This window comes from Terrabacter sp. 01T434, from assembly GCF_056398545.1.
Map to the genome: position 1 here is coordinate 258,076 of NZ_JBFTPP010000003.1, position 18,806 is coordinate 276,881.

Here is an 18,806-nt window from a genome sequence, read left to right on the forward strand (position 1 = left end):
CGTCGTGAGGGGGCGGCGTCAGCGCGACACGGCCTCGCGGACCGCTCCCGTCACACGGTCGCCGCTCTTCCGGCGCCGCAGGTAGTTCCACGCCAACAGGGCGCACACGATGCCGTTGACCATCCCGACGAGGATGTCGAGGAGGTGGTGCATGCCGCGGTAGAGCCGGGCGTAGCCGACGAGGAGCGGGATGATGACGCAGACCGCTGTGACGAGCCGTCGCAGCCAGGCCGTCTCGATCCGCTGGGCCATCAGCGCGAAGGTCAGGTAGAGCGCCGTCGAGGCGCCCATGTGGCCGCTCGGGTAGCTCGAGGTGGGCGGCGCCGGGTCGAGTTTATACACGGTGGGCCGCGGCCGGTCGGCGATGGCGGTGGCGGCGACGAACACGCTGGCCTGGATCGCGATCGCGATGGCCGGCACGACGGCATACCACCACTGCTTGGTGCGCCACCAGATCAGGGCCACGGCGATCACACACACGCCGATGACGATCTCGGTGTTGCCGATGTGCGACCACACCATCGTCACCGAGTTCATCAGCTCGGTGCGGCCGGCCGCGACCGACTTGCTGAGGTCGTTCTCGGCGGGCAGGCCACCCAGCGGGCCCATGATGAGGAAGCCGATGCCGACGATCGCGGCGAAGAGCACGAGCGCCGGCGCCAGCGCGCGTACGGCGAAGTCACGAAGAGCTGACCCGACCGAGGGTCGCGACGAGTCCAGCTCGTAACGGTGCACGAAGGTGTGGTTCACGTGGTGCCTTTCGATGACTCGGGTCCGGTCTCGCCCTCCGGCGGAGGGGAGTCGTCCGGACCGGGGTTCCACCCGAGGTATCCGATGTAGGAGGCCGTGCCGAGCCCGATCCCGAAGAGGATCCCGGCGACGACGTCCGAGGGGTAGTGCACGCCGAGGAAGACGCGGTCCAGTGACGTCAGGACGACGTATGCCGTGAGGCCGGCCACCAGCCACCGGCGGGCCACCGGGGTCAGCAACGGCCAGAGCAGCAGCGTCATCACGGTCGCGATGGCGGCGGCGCAGGCGACGTGTCCGGAGGGGAAGCTGTAGCCGGGCGCGTGCGAGACGGGGTCGCTGACGACGGGCCGGGCTCGGCGCACGACCTCCTTGAGGACGAGCTGCAGGTTCCAGGCGACCATCATCGTGATGAACGCCCACAGGCAGTGGGTCGCGAGCTCGCGGTGACGGCGCCAGACGACGAGACACACGGCGGAGGCGACGATGAAGACCCACTTGGGCTGGGTCATCTCCTGCCAGACCAGCAGTGTCGACTTGAGCCACGGGTTGTCGCGGGTGATGTCGGTGGCCGCCACGATGAGGCGCTGGTCGAGATCGATGACGGGTCGGAACTTCTCCCGCGCGAAGAACGCCAGGGCGGTGATCGGCACGGCGAAGGCCACACCGTAGGCGACGGCCTTGAACAGTCGCCGACCCCAGCTGGGTCGACCGACCCCCCGGGTGGCCGGCCGGGGACGTCCTGCCTCGCGTAGGTCAGCCAACGCGGACCACCAGTGACTCGGGCAGGATCCGGACGCCCAGCGACAGGTGCTCGCCGATGGGATCGCCGTCGATCTCCGCCTCGACGGGGCGACCGGCAGTGACGGTGAACTCGCGGCCTCGCAGCCGGTCGAGACGACGGTGGCCGGCCCGGTGGCGGGTCACGAGGTCGGAGATGACGGAGAGCCAGCCGAGCGCACCCTTGGGCGCGACCACGACGCCGTCGAGGAAGCCGTCGTCGACCTTCGCGTCAGGCATCAGCTCGAGACCACCCTGGAGCGTGCCGCAGTTGCCGATGACGACGGTGCGCGCGTGCCGGCTCACCGAGCCGCTCGGCTCGTCGTGGTCGCGCTCGTGGTCGCCCTGCTCACCGATGACCCCGGCGCCACCCTTCGCGCTGACGTCGACGCGGAAGCCACGGCTGAAGAGCTGGCGCAGCCCGCTGAGGACGTAGGCGACCCAGCCGACGACGGCCTTGACCTTCTCGTTCGTGCCCGCCATGACCTGGCCGTCGAGGCCGAGACCCGCCATGACGAGGAAGACCTCCTCGTCGTCGTCGACCTGCGATCCGCCGTCGTGGGTGCCGTGGCTGCGGCGCGGCTCGATCGGCCGGTCGGACACTCGCATGAGCCCGACGTCGATGCGCCGGTCGGTGCCGCCGAGCAGCGCGCCGACGGCGTTCTCGAGCGAGTCGACGGGCAGGTCGAGGTTGCGGGCGAGCAGGTTGCCGGTTCCTCCGGGAAGCAGCCCGAGAGCCACGTCCGTGCCGACGAGCGCAGAGGCAACCGCGCGGACGGTACCGTCGCCACCCAGCGAGGCCACGACGTCCGACCCGGCCCGTACCGCTTCACGGCCCTGCTTCTCGCCGGTCTCCTCCGCGGTCGTCTCGATCCACGACGGGTCCTCCCAGCCGTGCTGGGCTGCGGCCTTGGCCACGAGCTCCTTCGCCGCGTCGAGGTCGTCGACCTTGACGGGGTTGTAGACGACGGTGAGGCGGTGGCGAGCGCTGGGGGCGTCGGGCATGTTCGGGATCCTAGGGCTCAGGGCATGGGGCGAGGCGGCCGTCGGACTCGACCAGCCCGTGACATACCCGGACTCCACACCCAGCCGACCACCAGCACACCCCCAGCCCACGCCCAGCCGCGGGAGGCGGCACAGCGGTAGCCTCCGGACGTGTCCACCATTCGCCGGCGCCTGGCCGTCGCCCTGCTCATCGGGGTCCTCGCCGGTCTCGTCGTGCCCTTGGGCCCCGCCGGCGAGACCCTCACCCATGTGCTCACCGGGTTCGTGGCCGGCGGCCTCGCCTTCGCCGTGCCGTTGCTCGTGCACGTCCTCGGACACGACGCCCCCTCCACGCGAGCCCGGGTGCAGGGGCGTGACGGCGACGCTGCGTGGTACGACGTCGTCGTCATCGTCGTCGGCCTGGCCAGCTTGGCAGGCGTGGGCGTCCTTCTCATCGGCGGTCAGTCGAAGGGCGTAGCCCCCGTCATCGACGCCCTCATCGGCGTGGGCGCGGTCGCGGTCGGCTGGCTGTGCGTCCACACCGTCTACGTCCTGCGCTACGCCCGCGTCTACTACGCGAGCCCGACGCCGCCCATCGACTTCAACCAGGACGAGGACCCGACCTTCTCGGACTTCGCCTACTTCTCCTTCAACCTCGGTATGGCCTACCAGGTCTCGGACACCGACCTCAAGACCTCCGACATCCGGCGCGTGGTGCTCGGGCACACACTCCTCGCCTACCTCTACGGCACGATCGTCATCGCGTCGACGATCAACCTCGTTGCCGGCCTCGGCGGCTCAAGCACGGGGGGTTAGTCGACCACCGGGCTGGTCACGGGCGTCGCCGTCGCCGTCATGGCGTCTCCGCTACACCGCAGCCGACTCGAGGGTGGCACGGGCGGCATCGCCGTCGGTGCCCGGTGGCAGGACCGTGAGGACCAGCCGCTGGTAGTTGCTCAGCGACAGCATGATGTGGTCCGGGTAGCGGCTGTGCTCGAACCAACCGAGGTGGGTGATGCCCAGGGGCGTGTGAACCCTGCTGGGTGCGTCGTCCCATGGGCCGCGCTCGTAGCCGATCCGGGCGATCCGCGCATGCACGCGCTCCTGAACGGCGACGTCCAGCAGCGGCACCTCGATCCCGAGGTCGGTCGTGCGCGGCCACCACACGCCGTCGGATGCATCGACCCCCAGATGCCGCGACAGGGCGAGGCGACTGGGAGGCCCGGTCGCAGGTGCCGTCGGATCGGTGGCGGACGGTGAGGCCACGGGAGGGGAAGTGGCGTCGGGCGTCGGCACGGGCATGGCGTTCACAGCGGCTCCTCGGGAGCGGTGGTGTGACGGGTGGACCGCGGCTCGCTCGTCACTTCCCGCCGTCGAGGCCGACACCGCGCAAGGATCGGACCCTCTGCCGTCTGCCGACGCTGATGACCCCGGTCGGGCCATCACGTCTCCCTTTCAGGCTACGCCCGGTCGGCCGACAGGAGCAGGCGCCACGGTGCCCAAAAGCGAGACGTCAGCCTTCGCCCCCCTCGTCCGGGTCGTCGTCGTCGTCGTGACGTTCCGTCTCGTAGCTCTCCACGAGGTCCCACGCCCGCTCGTCGCGGCCCACGGTGTCATCGTCGTCGCGATCGTTCATGGCCTGTCCGAGAGCCCATTCCGGAGGTGGGGGCCGGGCGGGATCCGGCTCTGACGTCGCGGACATGTCCCTCACCCTCCAGGCGATGGCGCGGGCGGCAGCCCGCGCCACCATTGTCTCACCGCGCGAACCGGCGCCACAGGTCCTCGGCCCCCACCACCGGGACATGTCAGGCGTAGGCTGCGGACTCAGGGTTGACGCACGGTGCGCTGCAGATCGGAGTCCGCGATGTCAGGCGATGCGCGGGTCGAGCCGCCACCCGGTTTGCAACTCGTGGCGCTCAGGTCGGCCGTGCATGCGGCGCGCTGCGACGTGGACGCCCTGAGGTCCGGAAAAGTGGATCCGGCCCTGCTGGTGGCCGCTCGCGCCGTGCTGCTCGACGCGCTGGAGAGCCTTGCGGCCGAGCTGGTCAGACGACGGCTACCCATGCCTCCGGCGCTCCGTGACGACCTGCGTCTCCAGCGGGGCATCCACGGCGCTCGCCGCCTCAGGTAGCAGCCAGCCGCGCCTTCTCGTCCTTGACCCACAGACTGAGCAGGCCGCCGAAGTGCGCGAGGAACCGGTCGCGCTCGTGCGCCGGGTAGGTCGTGACGACGGTCGAGCGCAGCAGGCTGTCGAACGCGTCGGACTGCACCCACTCGAGGACCGCGGCGTCGAGGTGCGGGAGGTACCGGTCGCACCAGGCCCAGTAGGCGTCGGTGTCGAAGTACTCGTCGGCGATCGCGAGGTAGGCGTCGAGCTTCTGCTCGTCGGTGAGGTCGTCACGGTCTGCGATGTCGAAGTAGCGGCGCATCTCGAGGTCCATCGGCCCCTTGCGCCCGGTGACGAGGCAGAAGGTCGACCAGCGCACGAGGGCCTTGATGGCCCAGGGGAAGTAGTAGTGCAGCGACGTGACGGCGACGTCGGGACAGGCGTTGGCGTAGTCGATGGGATAGACGTCGTCGCCCTTGACGAGCATCTCGCACGAGTTGAACTCCCAGCCGAACATCGCGTTGACGATGCGGCTGATGGCGGCGGTCTGCTTGCCCGCGGAGGGCTGCAGGAAGTCGTAGCTCACGGCATACCGGTTGTGCATCGGCTGCTCGGGACGGAAGTCCATGACCATCGTCTCGGGCCCGATCGACAGGGCGCGCGCGAAGTGGTCGTACTCGATGGTCGACTGGAGGTGCATGAGCATCTCGCCGGACTCGTCGTAGGCCTTGATGAGGTCGGTCTCGTCGTTGATCCGCGAGACACCGCGCCAGCCGCCGCCGTCGAAGGGCTTCATGTACATCGGGTAGCCGAGCCGGTTGGCGATCGCCTTGAGGTCGAACGGCCGGTTGTACTTCGCCGACGTGTAGGCCCAGCGGACGTTGTCGACAGGGTGCTTGTAGGGCACGAGCCAGGTCTCGGGGACCTTGAGCCCCAGACGCATGAGCGCGACGTAGGCGCTGTGCTTCTCCATCGACTGGAAGGTGAAGGGGCTGTTGAGCAGGTAGGTGTCGTTCATCAGCGCGGCCTTCTTGAGCCACTCGCGCGGGTGGTAGTACCAGTAGGCGAGGCGGTCGATGACGAGCTCGGTGCGCACCGGTTGTCGCAGGTCGAACGGCTCGATGGTGAGGCGCTCGCTCGTCAGCTCGTGGGTGACGCCGTCGTCGGTCGTGATCGGCCCGACGAGCGCGAGCAGCGACTCGAACGCGGTGGGCCAGTCCTCCTCGGCCCCGAGCAGCAGCCCGATGAGGTGTGTCCTGGTCGTCGATGTGGTCGACGGGATGGACTGGTCCTGCCGTGCGGTGTCGGTCATCGTGCTGCTCCTACCGTCGGGGGCGGGTCATCGACTGCGATCCTTGCAGGAACGGCGACATCTGTCGCTGGTCAGTCGTGGTGTGCTCGGGCGAGCAGGTCGGGCAGGTGGGGATGGAAGGCGGCCTTCCACGAGCGCCAGTCGTGCCTCCCCGGCACCTCCGCGAACGTCACGTCGTGACCACTCGCCGCGAGCGTCTGCGCCATCTGCCGGTTGTTCCTCAGATTGCCCTCGTCGGCCCCGCACGTCATGACGATGCGCGCGTCGGTGCGACGACGACGCGCCCGTCGTACGTGGGTGACGAACGTGGTGACACGGTCCCAGAACTCGAAGTCCTCCTCGTCGTCGACGCGCTTGCGGAAGAACGACCCGGACTGGAGGAAGAGTCCCCCGAACGTGCCCGGGTGGCGCCACTCGGCCTGCAGCGCGGCCAAGCCGCCGAGGCTCGCGCCCATGACGGTGGGCCGTCCCGCGGTGGCGTATGCCGTCTGCAGCACCGGGAGCACGTGCTGGGTCAGCGCTTCGGCGTGGTCGGGGTTGGCGGCATACCGTTCGTTGCGTGGACCCGGCTCGAGCAGGGCGACGCGGGTGGGCGGGATGCGTCCGGCGTCGGCCGCCGCCCGCAGGGTCGACGACAGGCTGGCCCGCCGTGAGTACTCCGGGCCGTCGAGGGCCACGAGCAGCGGCAGCGGGTCCGGCCGCCGGGTGCCGACGGGCGTGACGACGGTCAGGTCCACGTCGCCGACGGGCGTGCCGTTCACGATGAGCCTCGTTCGCGCCATGCCATGACCCTATGCATGGGACCTCTGCACGGGCCACCGCCACCGCCTCGCGATCCAGAGCTTGCGACGGATGCGTTTGTGCCCGAACCACATTCGCTGTCCACAGAGCGATCAGCAGCATTGACGTCGAGTCGAACAGGTGTTCTACTTGCGGTAGTCGCCGATCGAGAGGAGGGGTCTCGTGCCGTACGTCGCATCCTCCCGCGCGGGCCTGCTCGGGGTCGAGGACGACCAGGTCCGGAGCGCTGCCATGGCGGACGTGCAGGGCAGTCTCACGGCGATCGGTGAGCGGGCGTTGCGCACCATCGAGGCACTGGAGGCGGAGAAGGCGCGGGTCGAGGCCCGACTGCTCGCGGCCTACGGCGCGCTGCACACGATCGAGTCCCAGCAGGTCCAGACGCTGGCGCTGACGCCCGGGTCCCTGCACGTGTCTGCCGACCGGGTCGTGACCGAGGAGATCGCCCTGGCCACGGGGGTCGGCATGGGCGAGGTGGCCCGGCGACTGTCGCTCGCCACGTCGCTGCGACGGCACCGGACGATCCTCGCCGCGCTCCGGTCCGGCGCGACGACACTGCACCGCGCCCTGCAGGTCGCGTCCGAGACGACGGCTCTGTCCGACGCCGACGTCGCGGCCGTCGAGGAGGCCGTGCTCGCGCCCTGCCGGGACGGACGGGCCCTGCCACAGCGGACGTTCGTGACCCGGCTGCGGCGTGCGATCGCCTCCGTCGACGGCCGCGGGTCGGACGAGCGACGGGCCCACGCGCGGTCGCGGCGGGGCGTGTTCGGCCGCCTCACCGGTGACGGCATGGGCTGCCTCACCCTCGTCGCCGACGCCGATGCGATCGCTGCGGTCATGGACCGGCTCGACGGGGAGGCCCGCGCGGCACGAGGTGCGGGCGATCCCCGTACTCTCGACCAGCTGCGCTGCGACCTCGCCACCGAAGCGCTGCTCCGGAGCCACCTCGAGGCGCCGCAGCCGGTGACCGGGACCGGCACCAACACCACGTCGAGCACCGCACCAGCTGCTGCATCGCATGCCGGCGGGCCAGCCACCACGGACTCTCCGGACCGGCCCGTCCCGGGCGACCCCGTGAGAGGTCAGCCGGCCGGCATGGTCTGGCTCATCGTGCCCTTCGAGGTCGCGACGGGGTCGTCCGACGCCGCCTGCGAGCTGCCCGGCCACGGTTGGGTCACGGCCGGCCACGCCCGCGAGATCATGACGCGCCCCGGGTCGGCCTGGCGCAGCCTCCCCGTCGACCTGCGCACCGGCGAGGCCCTGTCCCGGCCCACGCGCTCTTACCGCCCGACCGCGGCGATGGTCGAGCACGTGCAGTCGGTCGACGGCCGGTGTCGCGGGCCGGGCTGCGAGGTGGTCGCGACCCGCTGCGACCTCGACCACGAGACACCGTGGCCGAGCGGTGAGACGTCGGTCGACAACCTCTACTCGAAGCATCGGCCGCATCACAATCTCAAGACCGACAACGTGTGGACCTCAGCGCCCGTTGCCGAGGGCGGGCTCGAGTGGACCACCCTCACCGGCCGCACCTACGTCACCTATCCCAAGGACTGGCGGGAGGGAATCGCCCCGCCGGACCGCGATGCGACGCCGAACCCTCCCCTGACCGATGAGGCGCCTCCGTTCTGATTCGGTCCAGGCGCGCGAAGTCGTGGCCGTGAACCTCCTGCCCAGTCGATAGTCTGAGCCGACTGCTGCTGCGCCACGAGGAGCCGACGATGGATCCACGACCTCCCCTCCCGCCCTTCACCGAGGAGACGGCACGCCAGAAGGTGCAGGCGGCCGAGGACGCGTGGAACACCCGCGACCCGGAGCGCGTCTCGGGGGCGTACACGGAGGACACCTCGTGGCGCAACCGCGGCGAGCACGTCCTCGGCCGGGCGGCCGTGGTCGAGTTCCTGACCCGCAAGTGGGAGCGTGAGCTCGACTACCGCCTGCGGAAGAACCTGTGGGCCTTCTCCGGCAACCGCATCGCCGTCCGTTTCCAGTACGAGTCGCGTGACGCCGACGGGCAGTGGTGGCGGTCCTACGGCAACGAGCAGTGGGAGTTCGACGACCTCGGCTACATGCGCCGCCGCGAGGCGAGCATCAACGACGCGCCCATCGACGAGTCCGAGCTGCGCATCACTCCCGGCGAGGGCGAGCTGCCCGTCTTCTGACCATCGCTTCTGAGTTGCCCATCCCCGTGCGTTCCACGGACGTTGTCCACACCCCCCAGGAACGGCGGGGGCCCATCCACCGGGTCCCGCCGCGGTCACGGTGACACGTCGACCGAGTGACAGCATGGGGCCACGAACCGAGGAGGATGCATGGGCAAGGCACGTCGCAGGCAGCGGCAGGGGGCGCGACGCAGCTCTGGTGACCCGTGGGCCGGGTCCGCATTCGGTCCGGCCGCGTCCCGCGGTCCTGCCTTCGGCAGGTCGGCGTCCGGCACCAGCACGACCGACGCGGAGCCGTCTGCCGCCGAGGTGCGCGGCGTGCTCTTCGAGCTGCTCGGCGAGGCGTCCGACGCGCTCGACCGGGCGGACGAGCACGGCCTCGACGTCGTGGCGGCCTCGGTGGCCGCCCTGTGCTCCGCGCCGACCACTCAGCGGACGGTCGTGATGGCTCTGGTCGACTCGCTGACGACGGCGACCACGCACGCCTGGCAGCTCGGCTGGCAGCCTGCCGACCTCCACCGACTCGTCGGCCGACGGCTCGGCGCCCCGGATCAGCAGGTCGTCGTCGACGTCATGAGCCACGAGCTGGCGCAGTACGCAGCCGCAACGGTCGACCGCCGGTGGTTTGCCCAGCTGCGCGAGCTGGACGACCGGCCGCCCGCGCCGCGGTCCAGCACGTGGATCGACGCCCGGCGAGCAGGTGGCACCGACTGGTTCACTCTCGTGTCACAGATCGTCAGCCTGCTGCACCTCCTCGCCCGCGTGCCCGCCCTCGAGCGCCTGACCTCCCTTCCGGGTGAGGCCCTGCCCGGTGAGGCGGCGCCGGGCCAGCAGGAGCCCCGCGACGCCGCCTCGCCGGCTGCCGATGAGCGCATCCTCAGCCGCGTCCGCATGCTCCTCGCCAAGGCGGAGTCGACGACGTTCGAGGCCGAAGCTGCCACCTTCACTGCCGGCGCGCAGTCGCTCATGGCACGCCACAGCATCGACGCGGCACTGCTCGACCGGGACGCAGACCGCCCCGACCGGAACGGCCCTCAGGGCAGACGCATCGGCATCGACAACCCTTACGAGGGCCCCAAGGCCGTGCTGCTGCAGGCCGTGGCCTCGGCCAACCGGTGCCGCATGGTCTGGTCACGTGAGCTGGGCTTCGGCACCGTCGTCGGCTTCGAGCCCGACCTCGACGCGGTCGAGCTGCTCTTCACCTCACTGCTCGTGCAGGCGACCCGCACGCTCGCCGCCGCGGGTTCACGCAGCACCCTCCACGGTGGCAGCCGCACCCGGTCCTTCCGGCAGTCCTTCCTCTCCGCCTTCGCGGACCGCATCGGTGAGCGGCTGCACGAGGCCACAGCGCATGAGGAAGAGGCCGCGGTGGCCGCTCACACCGGTGGACGCGAGCTCGTGCCACTCCTGGCCGCCCGGGCGGAACGGGTCGACGAGACCCTGGGCTCCTGGTTCCCCGAGGTGCGCCAGGCCAGGATCAGTGCGGCGCGCGACGCCGAGGGCTGGCACTCCGGTCGGTCGGCGGCGGACCGGGCCGAGCTCGGCGCAGCGCGCGGCTTGGAGGGGAGCTAGCGTTTCGGCTTCTTCACCTTGGGCGGCAAGGTCGCGACGTGGTCGCGAGCACGGTCGAGCCACGCGGACTGCGTCTCGTCGTCGAGCTCCGCGGGCAGTGACAGGTAGCCACCCATCGGTCGCCCCTCCGGCCCGAAGGGCCCACTGCCCGGCAGCGCCCGCAGCTCCTCGAGCCCGGCCTCGTCGAGCTTGACCCCGACGTTCGGACCGAAGAGGCCGGCGAACATGTTGCCGTTGACGAAGGCGCCCAGGCTGCCGAACATGGGCTTGACCTCGACCCCCGGAGCGTCCTTCACGAGGGACCGGAAGTGGGCCTTGGCCTCATCGGAGTGCTTGGGCATCTGCATGGCCCCATGACACCACCACGCGCCACCCCACGGGGTCGGTTCAGTGCCGTCCGGTGTCGCGGACCACCGCCAGGAAGACCGCAGCGACGAGCGCCGTGACGCCGCAGATCGCCCAGACGACGAGGTAGCCGGACAGGGACGCGTGAGCCGTCGCCTCGGCGTCGACGGTTCCGGAGGATGCGAGAGCGATCGCGAAGACGCTCGAGGCGAACGCTCCGCCGATCGTCTTGGTGGTGTTGGTCAGGCCCGTCGTCAGGCCGGTGTGCGTCGGTGGTGCCTGGGCGGCCGCGGCCGTCGGCAGACCGGCCACCAGCGCGCCCGAGCCCAGACCGGCGACGACCATGTTCGTCATGGTCTGCGCGAGAGTGTCGTGGAACGGCAGGAAGAGCAGGTAGCCCACCGCGACGAGCACCGCCGCCACGACCATCGCCACGCGCGTGCCGGTGCGGTGCGCCAGGAGGTGGAGCAGGAGCGCGCCCACCGCGAGCGACAGCACGTAGCCACCGATGATGATCGAGACCTTGCCCGCCGAGGCGCCGAGACCGTAGCCCGTGACGGCCGGGTCGGTGCGGGCGAAGGTCGACAGCGGGATCTGCGCGCCCAGGACCGAGACACCGAAGAGGAAGGCCGTCAGCTGCACGGGCCACTGACCGCGCGCGCCCAGGACGCGCAGGTCGACGAGCGGTTCCGGGTGAGCCAGCTCGACTCGCGCGAACGGCACGAACGCCGCACCCCCGCCAACGAGGAGCACCCACGGCCACACACTGCCCGGGCCGACGACCCGCAGGAGGACGAGTCCACCCATCACGAGGGCGAGAGCGAGGGTCACGAGCCAGAAACCGCGCCAGTCGACCGATCCGTGGGCCAGCACGGGCGACTCCTCGACGCCGTACCAGATCGCGACGAGGGCCAGCGTCACGACGACGGCCGGGAGCGCGAGCAGCGCTGTCATGCCGAGGGACTCGGCCAGTGCGCCACTCGTCAGGGCTCCGGCGATGACACCGAGCTCGAGACCCGCGACCAGCAGTCCGGCCGCGCCGCGCACGCGACTCTCCGCTCCCCCGGTGCGGCGGTGGATGATCGCCACCTCCATCGGCAGCCACACGACGTAGAAGCCCTGGACGGCCCAGGCGACGAGGAACACGCCGAAGCTCGGCGCGAACGCGACCACCCACGAGGCGAGCGCCGTGACGACGGTCGACAGCAGGAGCACGCGTCGGTGGCCGATGAGGTCGCCGAGTCGAGCGAGCAGCGGCACCACGAGTGCCGACACGATGAGCTGTGCGGCCTCGAACCAGTTGACGTCGGCATCCTTGATCGACAGGTGCCGTGCGATGTCGGTGAAGATCGGGGTGTAGTAGCCCTGCAGCACCCCGCTCGCGAGCTCGACGCAGATGAGGAAGCCGACGACCCTGGCGATCGGGCTGCGGGCAACGGCCCGGGCGGCATCCGTGACCGCCGTGCTGTCTGACATGCGGGTCCTGTTCTCGCTCAGAGCTGTTCGATGAGACGGCGGTACCACGCGACGCCGTCGCGGAGGTCGTCGATGCCGATGCGCTCATCGACCCCGTGGATCGAGGCACGCTGCGCGGCGGTCATCCGGAACGGGGTGAATCGGTAGACCCGCGGCCACACGCGGTGGAAGTGGCGCGAGTCGGTCGCCGCGAGCATGACGTACGGCACCGCGACCGTGCCCGGGAAGACGTCCCTCAGCGTCGACTCGAGGAGGGCGTATGCCGCGTCGTCCGTCGGCGACACCGGACTCGGTTCGTTTCCGCTGACCATCACCACCTCGACGTGAGGGTCATTGATGGTGCTTCTGATTCGCGCGACCGCGCCGTCCACGGTCTCTCCGACCATGACGCGCATGTTGACGTGGGCGCGTGCCGTCGCGGCGATGACGTTCGCCCCCGGCGAGCCCGAGAGCTGGGTGACGGCGACGGTCGTCCGTGCCATGGCGGCGGTCTCGTGGCCGAGCTGCGGCAGGACCCGGGAGAGGACGGGGCGCAGGCGTCGCGCGTGACGGAACGCCACGGCATACGGCATACGCGCGTGGGAGCCGGCGCGCTCGAGCATGTCGAGGGTGGCGTCGGGCAGGTGGCTCGGGAACGGCTTCCTCTCCAGGCGCAGGATCGCGCGTGCGAGCCGGCTCGTCGGGCCCATCCGGCGCGGCGCGGAGGCGTGACCGCCGTCGCCGCGAGCGATGAGCTCGACGTCGACGGTCCCCTTCTCGGACACCCCGACGACGGCCATCGGCGCGTCGACACCGGGCAGGGCCCCCTGCACGATGGCGCCGCCCTCGTCGAGGACGAACCACGGCTCGACCCCTCGCTCTCGCAGGACCGCCACGGCATCCTGGGCGGCCCGGCCCGACACCTCCTCGTTGCAGCCGAACGACAGCCACACGTCCCGTCCGGGCGTGACGCCGTCCTCGATGAGGTCCTCGACGGCCTGGCACGTCGCCACGAGCGAGCCCTTGCAGTCGAGCGCCCCACGGCCCCAGACGTGCCCGTCGGCAAGGTCGCCCGCGAAGGGTGGGTGCGTCCAGGCGGACGCCTCGCCGACGGGCACGACGTCGAGGTGCCCCATGAGCACGACCGGCGCCTCACGCGTACGACCCGGCCAGCGCACGAGCAGCGCGTCCCCACCGATGCGCTGCACCTCGCAGGCCGCGTGCAGACGCGGGAAGCGCTCACGCAGCTCGGCGAGGAGCGCCTCGAAGGCCGACCGGTCCTCGAGCGCCGGGTCCCAGTCGGAGACGGTCGGGATGCGGATCAGCGCCCTCAGCGCGTCGACGGCAGCGTCGTGCCCCTTCATGAGCCGGAGCGTATGCCACCCTGCCCGCCAGGACCATGGACGCGACCGGCGCCCGCTCCACCCGCGAGCGCGTCACGGGTGGAGCGGGGTCAGCCCGAGGCCTCTGGATCAGGCGGACGGCGCCGCCGTGGCAGCCGCCGAGCCGTGCTCCAGCGCCTCGACGACGGCTCCGCAGAAGTCGGGCAGGTCGTCGGGATTGCGGCTCGTGATGAGGTTGCCGTCGACGACGAGCGACTCGTCGACCCACTCACCGCCGGCGTTGCGGATGTCGGTCTGCAGGCTCGGCCACGACGCGAGGCGACGGCCCTTGACGACATCGGCCTCGATGAGCGTCCAGGGTGCGTGACAGATCGCGGCGACCGGGCGACCGGACGCGACGAAGTCGCGCACGAGCGCCACGGCGTCGGCCTGCATCCGCAGGCTGTCCGGGTTCGCCACGCCGCCGGGCAGCACCAGGGCGTCGAAGTCCTCGACCTTGGCGTCGGCCACGGTCATGTCGACCGGCTTGGTGTCGCCCTTGTCGAGGTGGTTGAACATCTGGACCTCCCCGGCCTCGGGGCTGACGACGACAGCCTCGTGCCCGGCGTCGGTGACGGCCTTCCAGGGCTCCGTCAGCTCGACCTGCTCGATGCCCTCGCTCGCGACGAGAAATGCGACTCGCTTGGCCACGTGGCCCTCCTCTGCTCGCCCCGGACGGGGCGCTCGGTGTGCTTCGGTGTCTCAGGTGGCGTCCGGCGCCACCTTCGGCTCCTACCCGCACCGCGTGCCCTTGTCACCTGTGGCTCACCGGACGCCGCTCATTCCGACGACCTCGACGAGGTCCGTCCACACCCTGTCCACAACTGTGGACAGACCTTGGACACTCGAGAGCCGGGAATGGGTACGAGCCGTTCGTGACGAACTTCGGATACACCCTGATGACCGAGCAGAGCGGCCCCAAGGACCTCGTCCGGTGGGCCCTGCGCGCCGAGCAGGCGGGCTTCGACTTCGAGGTCTCGAGCGACCACTACTCGCCGTGGCTGACCGAGCAGGGCCATGCCCCGTATGCGTGGTCGGTGCTGGGCGCCGTCGCGCAGGTCACCGAGCGGGTCGAGCTCATGACCTACGTGACGTGCCCGACGATGCGCTACCACCCGGCCGTCATCGCCCAGAAGGCCGCGACGATGCAGCTGCTCGCCGACGGCCGCTTCACCCTCGGGCTCGGCAGCGGCGAGAGCCTCAACGAGCACGTCGTCGGCGAGGGCTGGCCGGGCGTCGTGACGCGGCAGGACATGCTCGTCGAGGCCATCGAGATCATCCGCAAGCTGCACTCCGGCGAGCTCGTCACGCACCACGGCGACTACTTCGACGTCGACTCCGCCCGGGTCTGGGACCTGCCCGACATCCTCGTGCCCGTGGCTGTCGCGGTGAGCGGGGACATGTCGATCGAGCGGCTCGCCCCGCTGGCCGACCACATGATCGCCGTCCAGCCGGAGGCCGAGCTCGTCGACACCTGGAACCGGACCGAGGGCGCCGAGCGCATCGGCGCCGGGGCTCGCGCCATCGGTCAGATCCCGATCTGCTGGGACCCCGACGAGGAGACCGCCGTCGCCCGCGCCCACGAGCAGTTCCGCTGGTTCGGCGGCGGCTGGGCCGTCAATGCCGACCTGCCGACGCCGGCGGGCTTCGCCGGGGCGACGCAGTTCGTGCGCCCGGAGGACGTGGCCGAGTCGATCCCGTGCGGACCGGACCTGGACCGGATCGTCGAGGCGGTGAGCGCCTACTGGGAGGCCGGCTTCACCGACATCGCCCTCGTGCAGGTCGGTGGGGACGCCCAGGAGCGCTTCCTCGACGAGGCCGCCGAGCCGCTCCTGCAGAAGCTGCGTGCCGCCGCCGGCTGACGGGTCAGGCCGCCTGCCGGTCCGGGCGCTCGAGGGAGAGACGCTCGCGGCGCTTGGTGATGTCGGCGCACTCGAGGCAGACCTCCTCGGGGACGAGGCCGAGTCGGATCAGGCCGGAGAAGAGGACGCAGCCGACGCAGATCCCGAAGACGGACTCGAGTGCCGGGAAGATCACCATGACCACGCCGATGGCGACGACGCCGACGATCGCACCGGACGCCCCGGTCAGGAGGGCGAAGGCCCAGAGGGCGGTCGCGGCGACCGTCATGACGGCGCCGATGGTCGCCGCGAACCGCTTGGGCGGGCCGGCCGTCGGCCGCTTGTCCGCGGAGACGACGGGTCGGATCCACCGCTGCACGAACCGGGCGATCGGGCTGGCCGAGGGTCCGAGCGCGGCCCGCAACGTGAAGTCGACGGCGAGGACGGCATAGAGCCACCAGGCCGACGAGACCAGGGCGACGACGCCGATGACGAGGACGACGGCGGCGATGAGCCGGACGGTCACGTCGTCGACCACGGCAGGGAAGCGCGAGGAACTCATCCCAGCATTATTGACTGCATAAGGCATGCTTATGCAAGTCGTTCATCATCCGGACCCGGCATACGCTGACGCCATGGCCCTACACATCGGTGCGCACGTCGACCAGGAGGACCCGATCGCCGAGGCGACGGCGCGCGGAGCGTCGCTCTCGCAGATCTTCCTCGGCGACCCCCAGAGCTACAAGGGCCCGGTCGTCCGGTATGCCGGTGGCGCCGAGGCGCTCAAGGCCGACGCCGAGGCGGCGGGTGTCGACCTCTACGTCCACGCGCCCTACCCGATCAACGTGGCGAGCCTCAACAACCGCATCCGCATCCCCGGCCGCAAGCTGCTCCAGCAGCACCTGACGGCGGCCGGTGAGATCGGCGCCAAGGGCGTCATCGTCCACGGGGGCCACCTCGGGGTCGACGAGGACGCGGCGAAGGGCTTCGACAACTGGCGCAAGTGCATCGACGGCCTCGACCTGCCGGTGCCGCTGCTCATCGAGAACACCGCGGGCGGCGACAACGCCATGGCGCGTCGGCTCGAGGCGATCGCTCGGCTGTGGGACGCCATCGGCCAGGCGTCCGGCAGCGACAACGTCGGCTTCTGTCTCGACACGTGCCACGCCCACGCCGGCGGCAACGACCTCGGCACGGTCGTCGACGAGGTGCGGGCCATCACCGGGCGCATCGACCTCGTGCACGCCAACGACTCCCGTGACGAGTTCGACTCCGGCGCCGACCGGCACACGAACTTCGGCTCCGGCCTCATCGCCGGAGAGGCGCTGGCCGAGGTCATCCGCGCGGCGGGAGCGCCCGTCGTCTGTGAGACACCCGGCGGCCTCGTGGGCCAGACGGCCGACATCGCGTGGCTGCGGTCGCAGGTCGACTGAGCCCGTCGGCTGCCGACCTCCGGTCAGGAATTCTTGACCAACCCTGGACCCGCCGCGCCCTCCGGGGCCCGTAGGTTACTCATGGGTTGCGTTGGGGTCGTCGACGATGCCGGTCCCGCGCACCCCCTCGCGAGCGCCACGTCCCCCCACCTCCTCCTCGGTGGCGGGGCGCGGCGCTCGTGCGTCGGCCATCCGGTCGGCGAGGAGCGCCGCGACGCGCAGCTGCTCGGCGGTCGGCCGCACGACGTGCGTCGAGGCCGTCACCCGGAAGTGGCCGATGACCTCGGTGCCCCGCCGGACGACGACGGCCGCGTAGCCGTCGGTGGGCAGGCCCACCCGCTCCACCCGGATCTGCCGGCCGCCTGTCGTGACCCGACCGTCTGCGTCGACGACGGCGTCGTTCCACCGGGGGTGGTCGGGTGCCCACGTGCACCGGTCGGCACCGAGAACCGTCGTGATCGCGGTGGCGATGGCAGCGGCCCGGGCCTCCTCCGTCGTGTCGGCAGGGAGGTCGAGCAGGTGCGTGAGGCCCGAGATGTAGCCCTCCCGGCGCTGGGCAGCCGCCTGCTGCCGCCGACCCCAGAGCGCGATCTCCGTCACGGCGAGCCCCACGACCACGAGGGCGACGGCGAGCTCCAGGTCGGCCTGGCGGTGGATCGAGAGCGAGTAGAACGGCTCGGTGAGGAAGAAGTCGAAGCTGCCGGCGGCAGCGAGGGCCGCGAGGACCCCTGCGATGCGGTCGCCCGTGGCGGCGGCAGCGACGACCGGCAGCACGAGCACCATCGCCGCAGTGCTCGGGTCCATCGTGTCGCGGAGGAGCCCGAGGACCGCGCCCACGACGATCGGCAGGAGCACGGCGCCCCACCGCATCAGCGTGCGGTGGTCAGCCAGCCAGTCGTTGGTCATGACTCCACGCAACACCCGTCGACGTGGGGACGTCAGCCCTTCGGGACATCCTGATGCGATCTTGACGCCGTCCTGACGAAGCGGGAGTACAAAGGTGGGGACGACGCCGACGAGGGAGGACGCCTGTGACCGGGACGGGGAGGGTCGATGACCCGTGGGTACTGCGCACGCCACCGGGCACGTCGGACTACACCATGTACCGCGACGACGGCGCCACGCCGGCGCAGCTCGTCTGCCAGGTCGGGTCGACGCGGCTGACGTACGACGCCAGGGTCGTCGACGACCTCCATGCCTGGCTGCGCGAGCAGGGCGACTGGGTGCCGCTCGGCGCGGCCGACGAGCAGAAGCCGGCGAAGGAAGGCACCGTGGAGGCATGGGCGCGGTCCGAGTCCAACCCGCTCGGCGGGTGGTACGGCCTGCGCAAGGGCTACCGCGGCCGCGCCGGGATGTACCTGCCGCCGTTGCTCGAGGAGCTGGGCCTCGCCGAGCTCGAGCACCAACCGCGCAACAACCGCATGCGCGCCCGCTGACGCGTCGGGAACGTTCTATCGCAGGGACATTCGGGTCGCTAGCGTCGGCCACATGCTGAGCACCTCGACCTTCACGACGTCCGACTTCGACGTCACCGACTACGTCCCCGACGTGACGACGGCGCTGCCCACCGGGCACCTGCGCATGCGCAAGACGTATGCCGGCGACGTCGCGGGGCGCAGCGTCACCCAGTTCACGTCCGCCTTCGACCAGACCTCGGGGGTGGGCACGTACGTCGCGATGGAGTCCTTCGAAGGCACGGTCGCCGGGCGACGCGGCGCGTTCAACTTCGTGCACGCAGCCTCGACCAGCGGCACTGACCGCGCCAACGAGTACGGCCTCATCGTGCCGGGCAGCGGCACCGACGAGCTGACCGGCATCGAGGGGACCGTGCGCCTGCACATCGACGTGGACGGCACCCACCGGATGGACTTCGACCACAACCTCGGCTGAC

21 protein-coding genes are annotated in these 18,806 nt (G+C 71.0%); 8 read left to right on the forward strand and 13 right to left on the reverse strand.

Going from position 1 to position 18,806, the window contains the following annotated elements; translation table 11 throughout:
• Nucleotides 1-18: 18 nt before the first annotated feature.
• From AC1DIW_RS08585 to AC1DIW_RS08595, 3 genes are all read right to left on the reverse strand, one after another.
• Nucleotides 19-750: a phosphatase PAP2 family protein gene (locus AC1DIW_RS08585; RefSeq protein WP_478107414.1), complete on the reverse strand. Its 732-nt coding sequence runs from the start codon at nucleotides 748-750 to the stop codon at nucleotides 19-21.
• The gene (locus tag AC1DIW_RS08590) at nucleotides 747-1,400 is read right to left on the reverse strand and encodes a phosphatase PAP2 family protein (protein ID WP_478107416.1); all 654 of its coding nucleotides are present in this window, start codon (nucleotides 1,398-1,400) and stop codon (nucleotides 747-749) included. Before AC1DIW_RS08590 ends, AC1DIW_RS08585 begins: the two co-directional genes overlap by 4 nt.
• 103 nt (nucleotides 1,401-1,503) lie before the next feature.
• Complete coding sequence (locus AC1DIW_RS08595; RefSeq protein WP_442277514.1) at nucleotides 1,504-2,532, reverse strand: diacylglycerol/lipid kinase family protein; 1,029 nt, start codon at nucleotides 2,530-2,532, stop codon at nucleotides 1,504-1,506.
• Between the two features lie 150 nt (nucleotides 2,533-2,682).
• On the opposite strand from AC1DIW_RS08595, the gene AC1DIW_RS08600 reads away from it, so the two are divergent.
• Complete coding sequence (locus tag AC1DIW_RS08600; protein WP_478107418.1) at nucleotides 2,683-3,327, forward strand: DUF1345 domain-containing protein; 645 nt, start codon at nucleotides 2,683-2,685, stop codon at nucleotides 3,325-3,327.
• A 51-nt stretch (nucleotides 3,328-3,378) separates the two neighbouring features.
• Here AC1DIW_RS08600 and AC1DIW_RS08605 read toward each other — a convergent pair whose 3' ends face one another.
• From AC1DIW_RS08605 to AC1DIW_RS08620, 4 genes are all read right to left on the reverse strand, one after another.
• The gene (locus AC1DIW_RS08605; RefSeq protein WP_478107752.1) at nucleotides 3,379-3,813 is read right to left on the reverse strand and encodes a DUF5994 family protein; all 435 of its coding nucleotides are present in this window, start codon (nucleotides 3,811-3,813) and stop codon (nucleotides 3,379-3,381) included.
• Between the two features lie 211 nt (nucleotides 3,814-4,024).
• Nucleotides 4,025-4,213, reverse strand: a complete 189-nt coding sequence (locus AC1DIW_RS08610; RefSeq protein WP_478107420.1) for a hypothetical protein — start codon at nucleotides 4,211-4,213, stop codon at nucleotides 4,025-4,027.
• Nucleotides 4,214-4,634: 421 nt separating this feature from the next.
• Entirely contained in the window at nucleotides 4,635-5,930 is a 1,296-nt protein-coding gene (locus AC1DIW_RS08615) for an ATP-grasp domain-containing protein (protein WP_442277519.1), read from the reverse strand.
• A 71-nt stretch (nucleotides 5,931-6,001) separates the two neighbouring features.
• Entirely contained in the window at nucleotides 6,002-6,712 is a 711-nt protein-coding gene (locus AC1DIW_RS08620) for an alpha/beta hydrolase (protein WP_478107422.1), read from the reverse strand.
• A gap of 181 nt (nucleotides 6,713-6,893) precedes the next feature.
• Between AC1DIW_RS08620 and AC1DIW_RS08625 the strand changes: the two genes are divergently transcribed.
• The 3 genes from AC1DIW_RS08625 to AC1DIW_RS08635 all read left to right on the forward strand — a co-directional run bounded on the left by AC1DIW_RS08625 (nucleotide 6,894) and on the right by AC1DIW_RS08635 (nucleotide 10,459).
• A complete protein-coding gene (locus tag AC1DIW_RS08625) occupies nucleotides 6,894-8,357 on the forward strand; it encodes an HNH endonuclease signature motif containing protein (RefSeq protein ID WP_478107424.1) in 1,464 nt (487 codons plus the stop codon).
• Between the two features lie 89 nt (nucleotides 8,358-8,446).
• Nucleotides 8,447-8,887, forward strand: coding sequence for a DUF1348 family protein (locus tag AC1DIW_RS08630; protein WP_478107426.1), 441 nt, complete (start codon nucleotides 8,447-8,449; stop codon nucleotides 8,885-8,887).
• A 150-nt stretch (nucleotides 8,888-9,037) separates the two neighbouring features.
• Nucleotides 9,038-10,459 carry a DUF2786 domain-containing protein gene (locus AC1DIW_RS08635; protein WP_478107428.1) on the forward strand — a complete coding sequence of 474 codons (1,422 nt, stop codon included), beginning with the start codon at nucleotides 9,038-9,040 and terminating at the stop codon, nucleotides 10,457-10,459.
• On the opposite strand, the gene AC1DIW_RS08640 is transcribed toward AC1DIW_RS08635, so the two are convergent.
• From AC1DIW_RS08640 to AC1DIW_RS08655, 4 genes are all read right to left on the reverse strand, one after another.
• On the reverse strand, nucleotides 10,456-10,806 hold the full coding sequence (locus tag AC1DIW_RS08640) for a TfoX/Sxy family protein (protein ID WP_442277524.1): 351 nt from the start codon (nucleotides 10,804-10,806) through the stop codon (nucleotides 10,456-10,458). The genes AC1DIW_RS08635 and AC1DIW_RS08640 overlap by 4 nt on opposite strands.
• A gap of 40 nt (nucleotides 10,807-10,846) precedes the next feature.
• Complete coding sequence (locus AC1DIW_RS08645) at nucleotides 10,847-12,280, reverse strand: MFS transporter (RefSeq protein ID WP_478107430.1); 1,434 nt, start codon at nucleotides 12,278-12,280, stop codon at nucleotides 10,847-10,849.
• A gap of 17 nt (nucleotides 12,281-12,297) precedes the next feature.
• Nucleotides 12,298-13,623, reverse strand: coding sequence for a M20/M25/M40 family metallo-hydrolase (locus tag AC1DIW_RS08650; protein ID WP_478107432.1), 1,326 nt, complete (start codon nucleotides 13,621-13,623; stop codon nucleotides 12,298-12,300).
• A 108-nt stretch (nucleotides 13,624-13,731) separates the two neighbouring features.
• The gene (locus AC1DIW_RS08655) at nucleotides 13,732-14,292 is read right to left on the reverse strand and encodes a type 1 glutamine amidotransferase domain-containing protein (protein WP_442277527.1); all 561 of its coding nucleotides are present in this window, start codon (nucleotides 14,290-14,292) and stop codon (nucleotides 13,732-13,734) included.
• A gap of 224 nt (nucleotides 14,293-14,516) precedes the next feature.
• Between AC1DIW_RS08655 and AC1DIW_RS08660 the strand changes: the two genes are divergently transcribed.
• The gene (locus AC1DIW_RS08660; protein ID WP_478107434.1) at nucleotides 14,517-15,503 is read left to right on the forward strand and encodes an LLM class F420-dependent oxidoreductase; all 987 of its coding nucleotides are present in this window, start codon (nucleotides 14,517-14,519) and stop codon (nucleotides 15,501-15,503) included.
• 4 nt (nucleotides 15,504-15,507) lie between these two features.
• On the opposite strand, the gene AC1DIW_RS08665 is transcribed toward AC1DIW_RS08660, so the two are convergent.
• Nucleotides 15,508-16,044, reverse strand: coding sequence for a DUF4395 domain-containing protein (locus tag AC1DIW_RS08665; RefSeq protein ID WP_478107435.1), 537 nt, complete (start codon nucleotides 16,042-16,044; stop codon nucleotides 15,508-15,510).
• 73 nt (nucleotides 16,045-16,117) lie between these two features.
• Between AC1DIW_RS08665 and AC1DIW_RS08670 the strand changes: the two genes are divergently transcribed.
• On the forward strand, nucleotides 16,118-16,915 hold the full coding sequence (locus AC1DIW_RS08670; protein ID WP_478107437.1) for a deoxyribonuclease IV: 798 nt from the start codon (nucleotides 16,118-16,120) through the stop codon (nucleotides 16,913-16,915).
• A 75-nt stretch (nucleotides 16,916-16,990) separates the two neighbouring features.
• Here the strand turns inward: AC1DIW_RS08670 and AC1DIW_RS08675 are convergent, their stop codons facing one another.
• A complete protein-coding gene (locus tag AC1DIW_RS08675; RefSeq protein WP_478107439.1) occupies nucleotides 16,991-17,821 on the reverse strand; it encodes a DUF4118 domain-containing protein in 831 nt (276 codons plus the stop codon).
• A 194-nt stretch (nucleotides 17,822-18,015) separates the two neighbouring features.
• Between AC1DIW_RS08675 and AC1DIW_RS08680 the strand changes: the two genes are divergently transcribed.
• Nucleotides 18,016-18,351 carry a DUF6855 family protein gene (locus AC1DIW_RS08680; RefSeq protein WP_478107441.1) on the forward strand — a complete coding sequence of 112 codons (336 nt, stop codon included), beginning with the start codon at nucleotides 18,016-18,018 and terminating at the stop codon, nucleotides 18,349-18,351.
• Nucleotides 18,352-18,403: 52 nt separating this feature from the next.
• Nucleotides 18,404-18,805, forward strand: a complete 402-nt coding sequence (locus AC1DIW_RS08685) for a DUF3224 domain-containing protein (RefSeq protein ID WP_478107443.1) — start codon at nucleotides 18,404-18,406, stop codon at nucleotides 18,803-18,805.
• The last annotated feature ends 1 nt before the right edge of the window (nucleotide 18,806 follow it).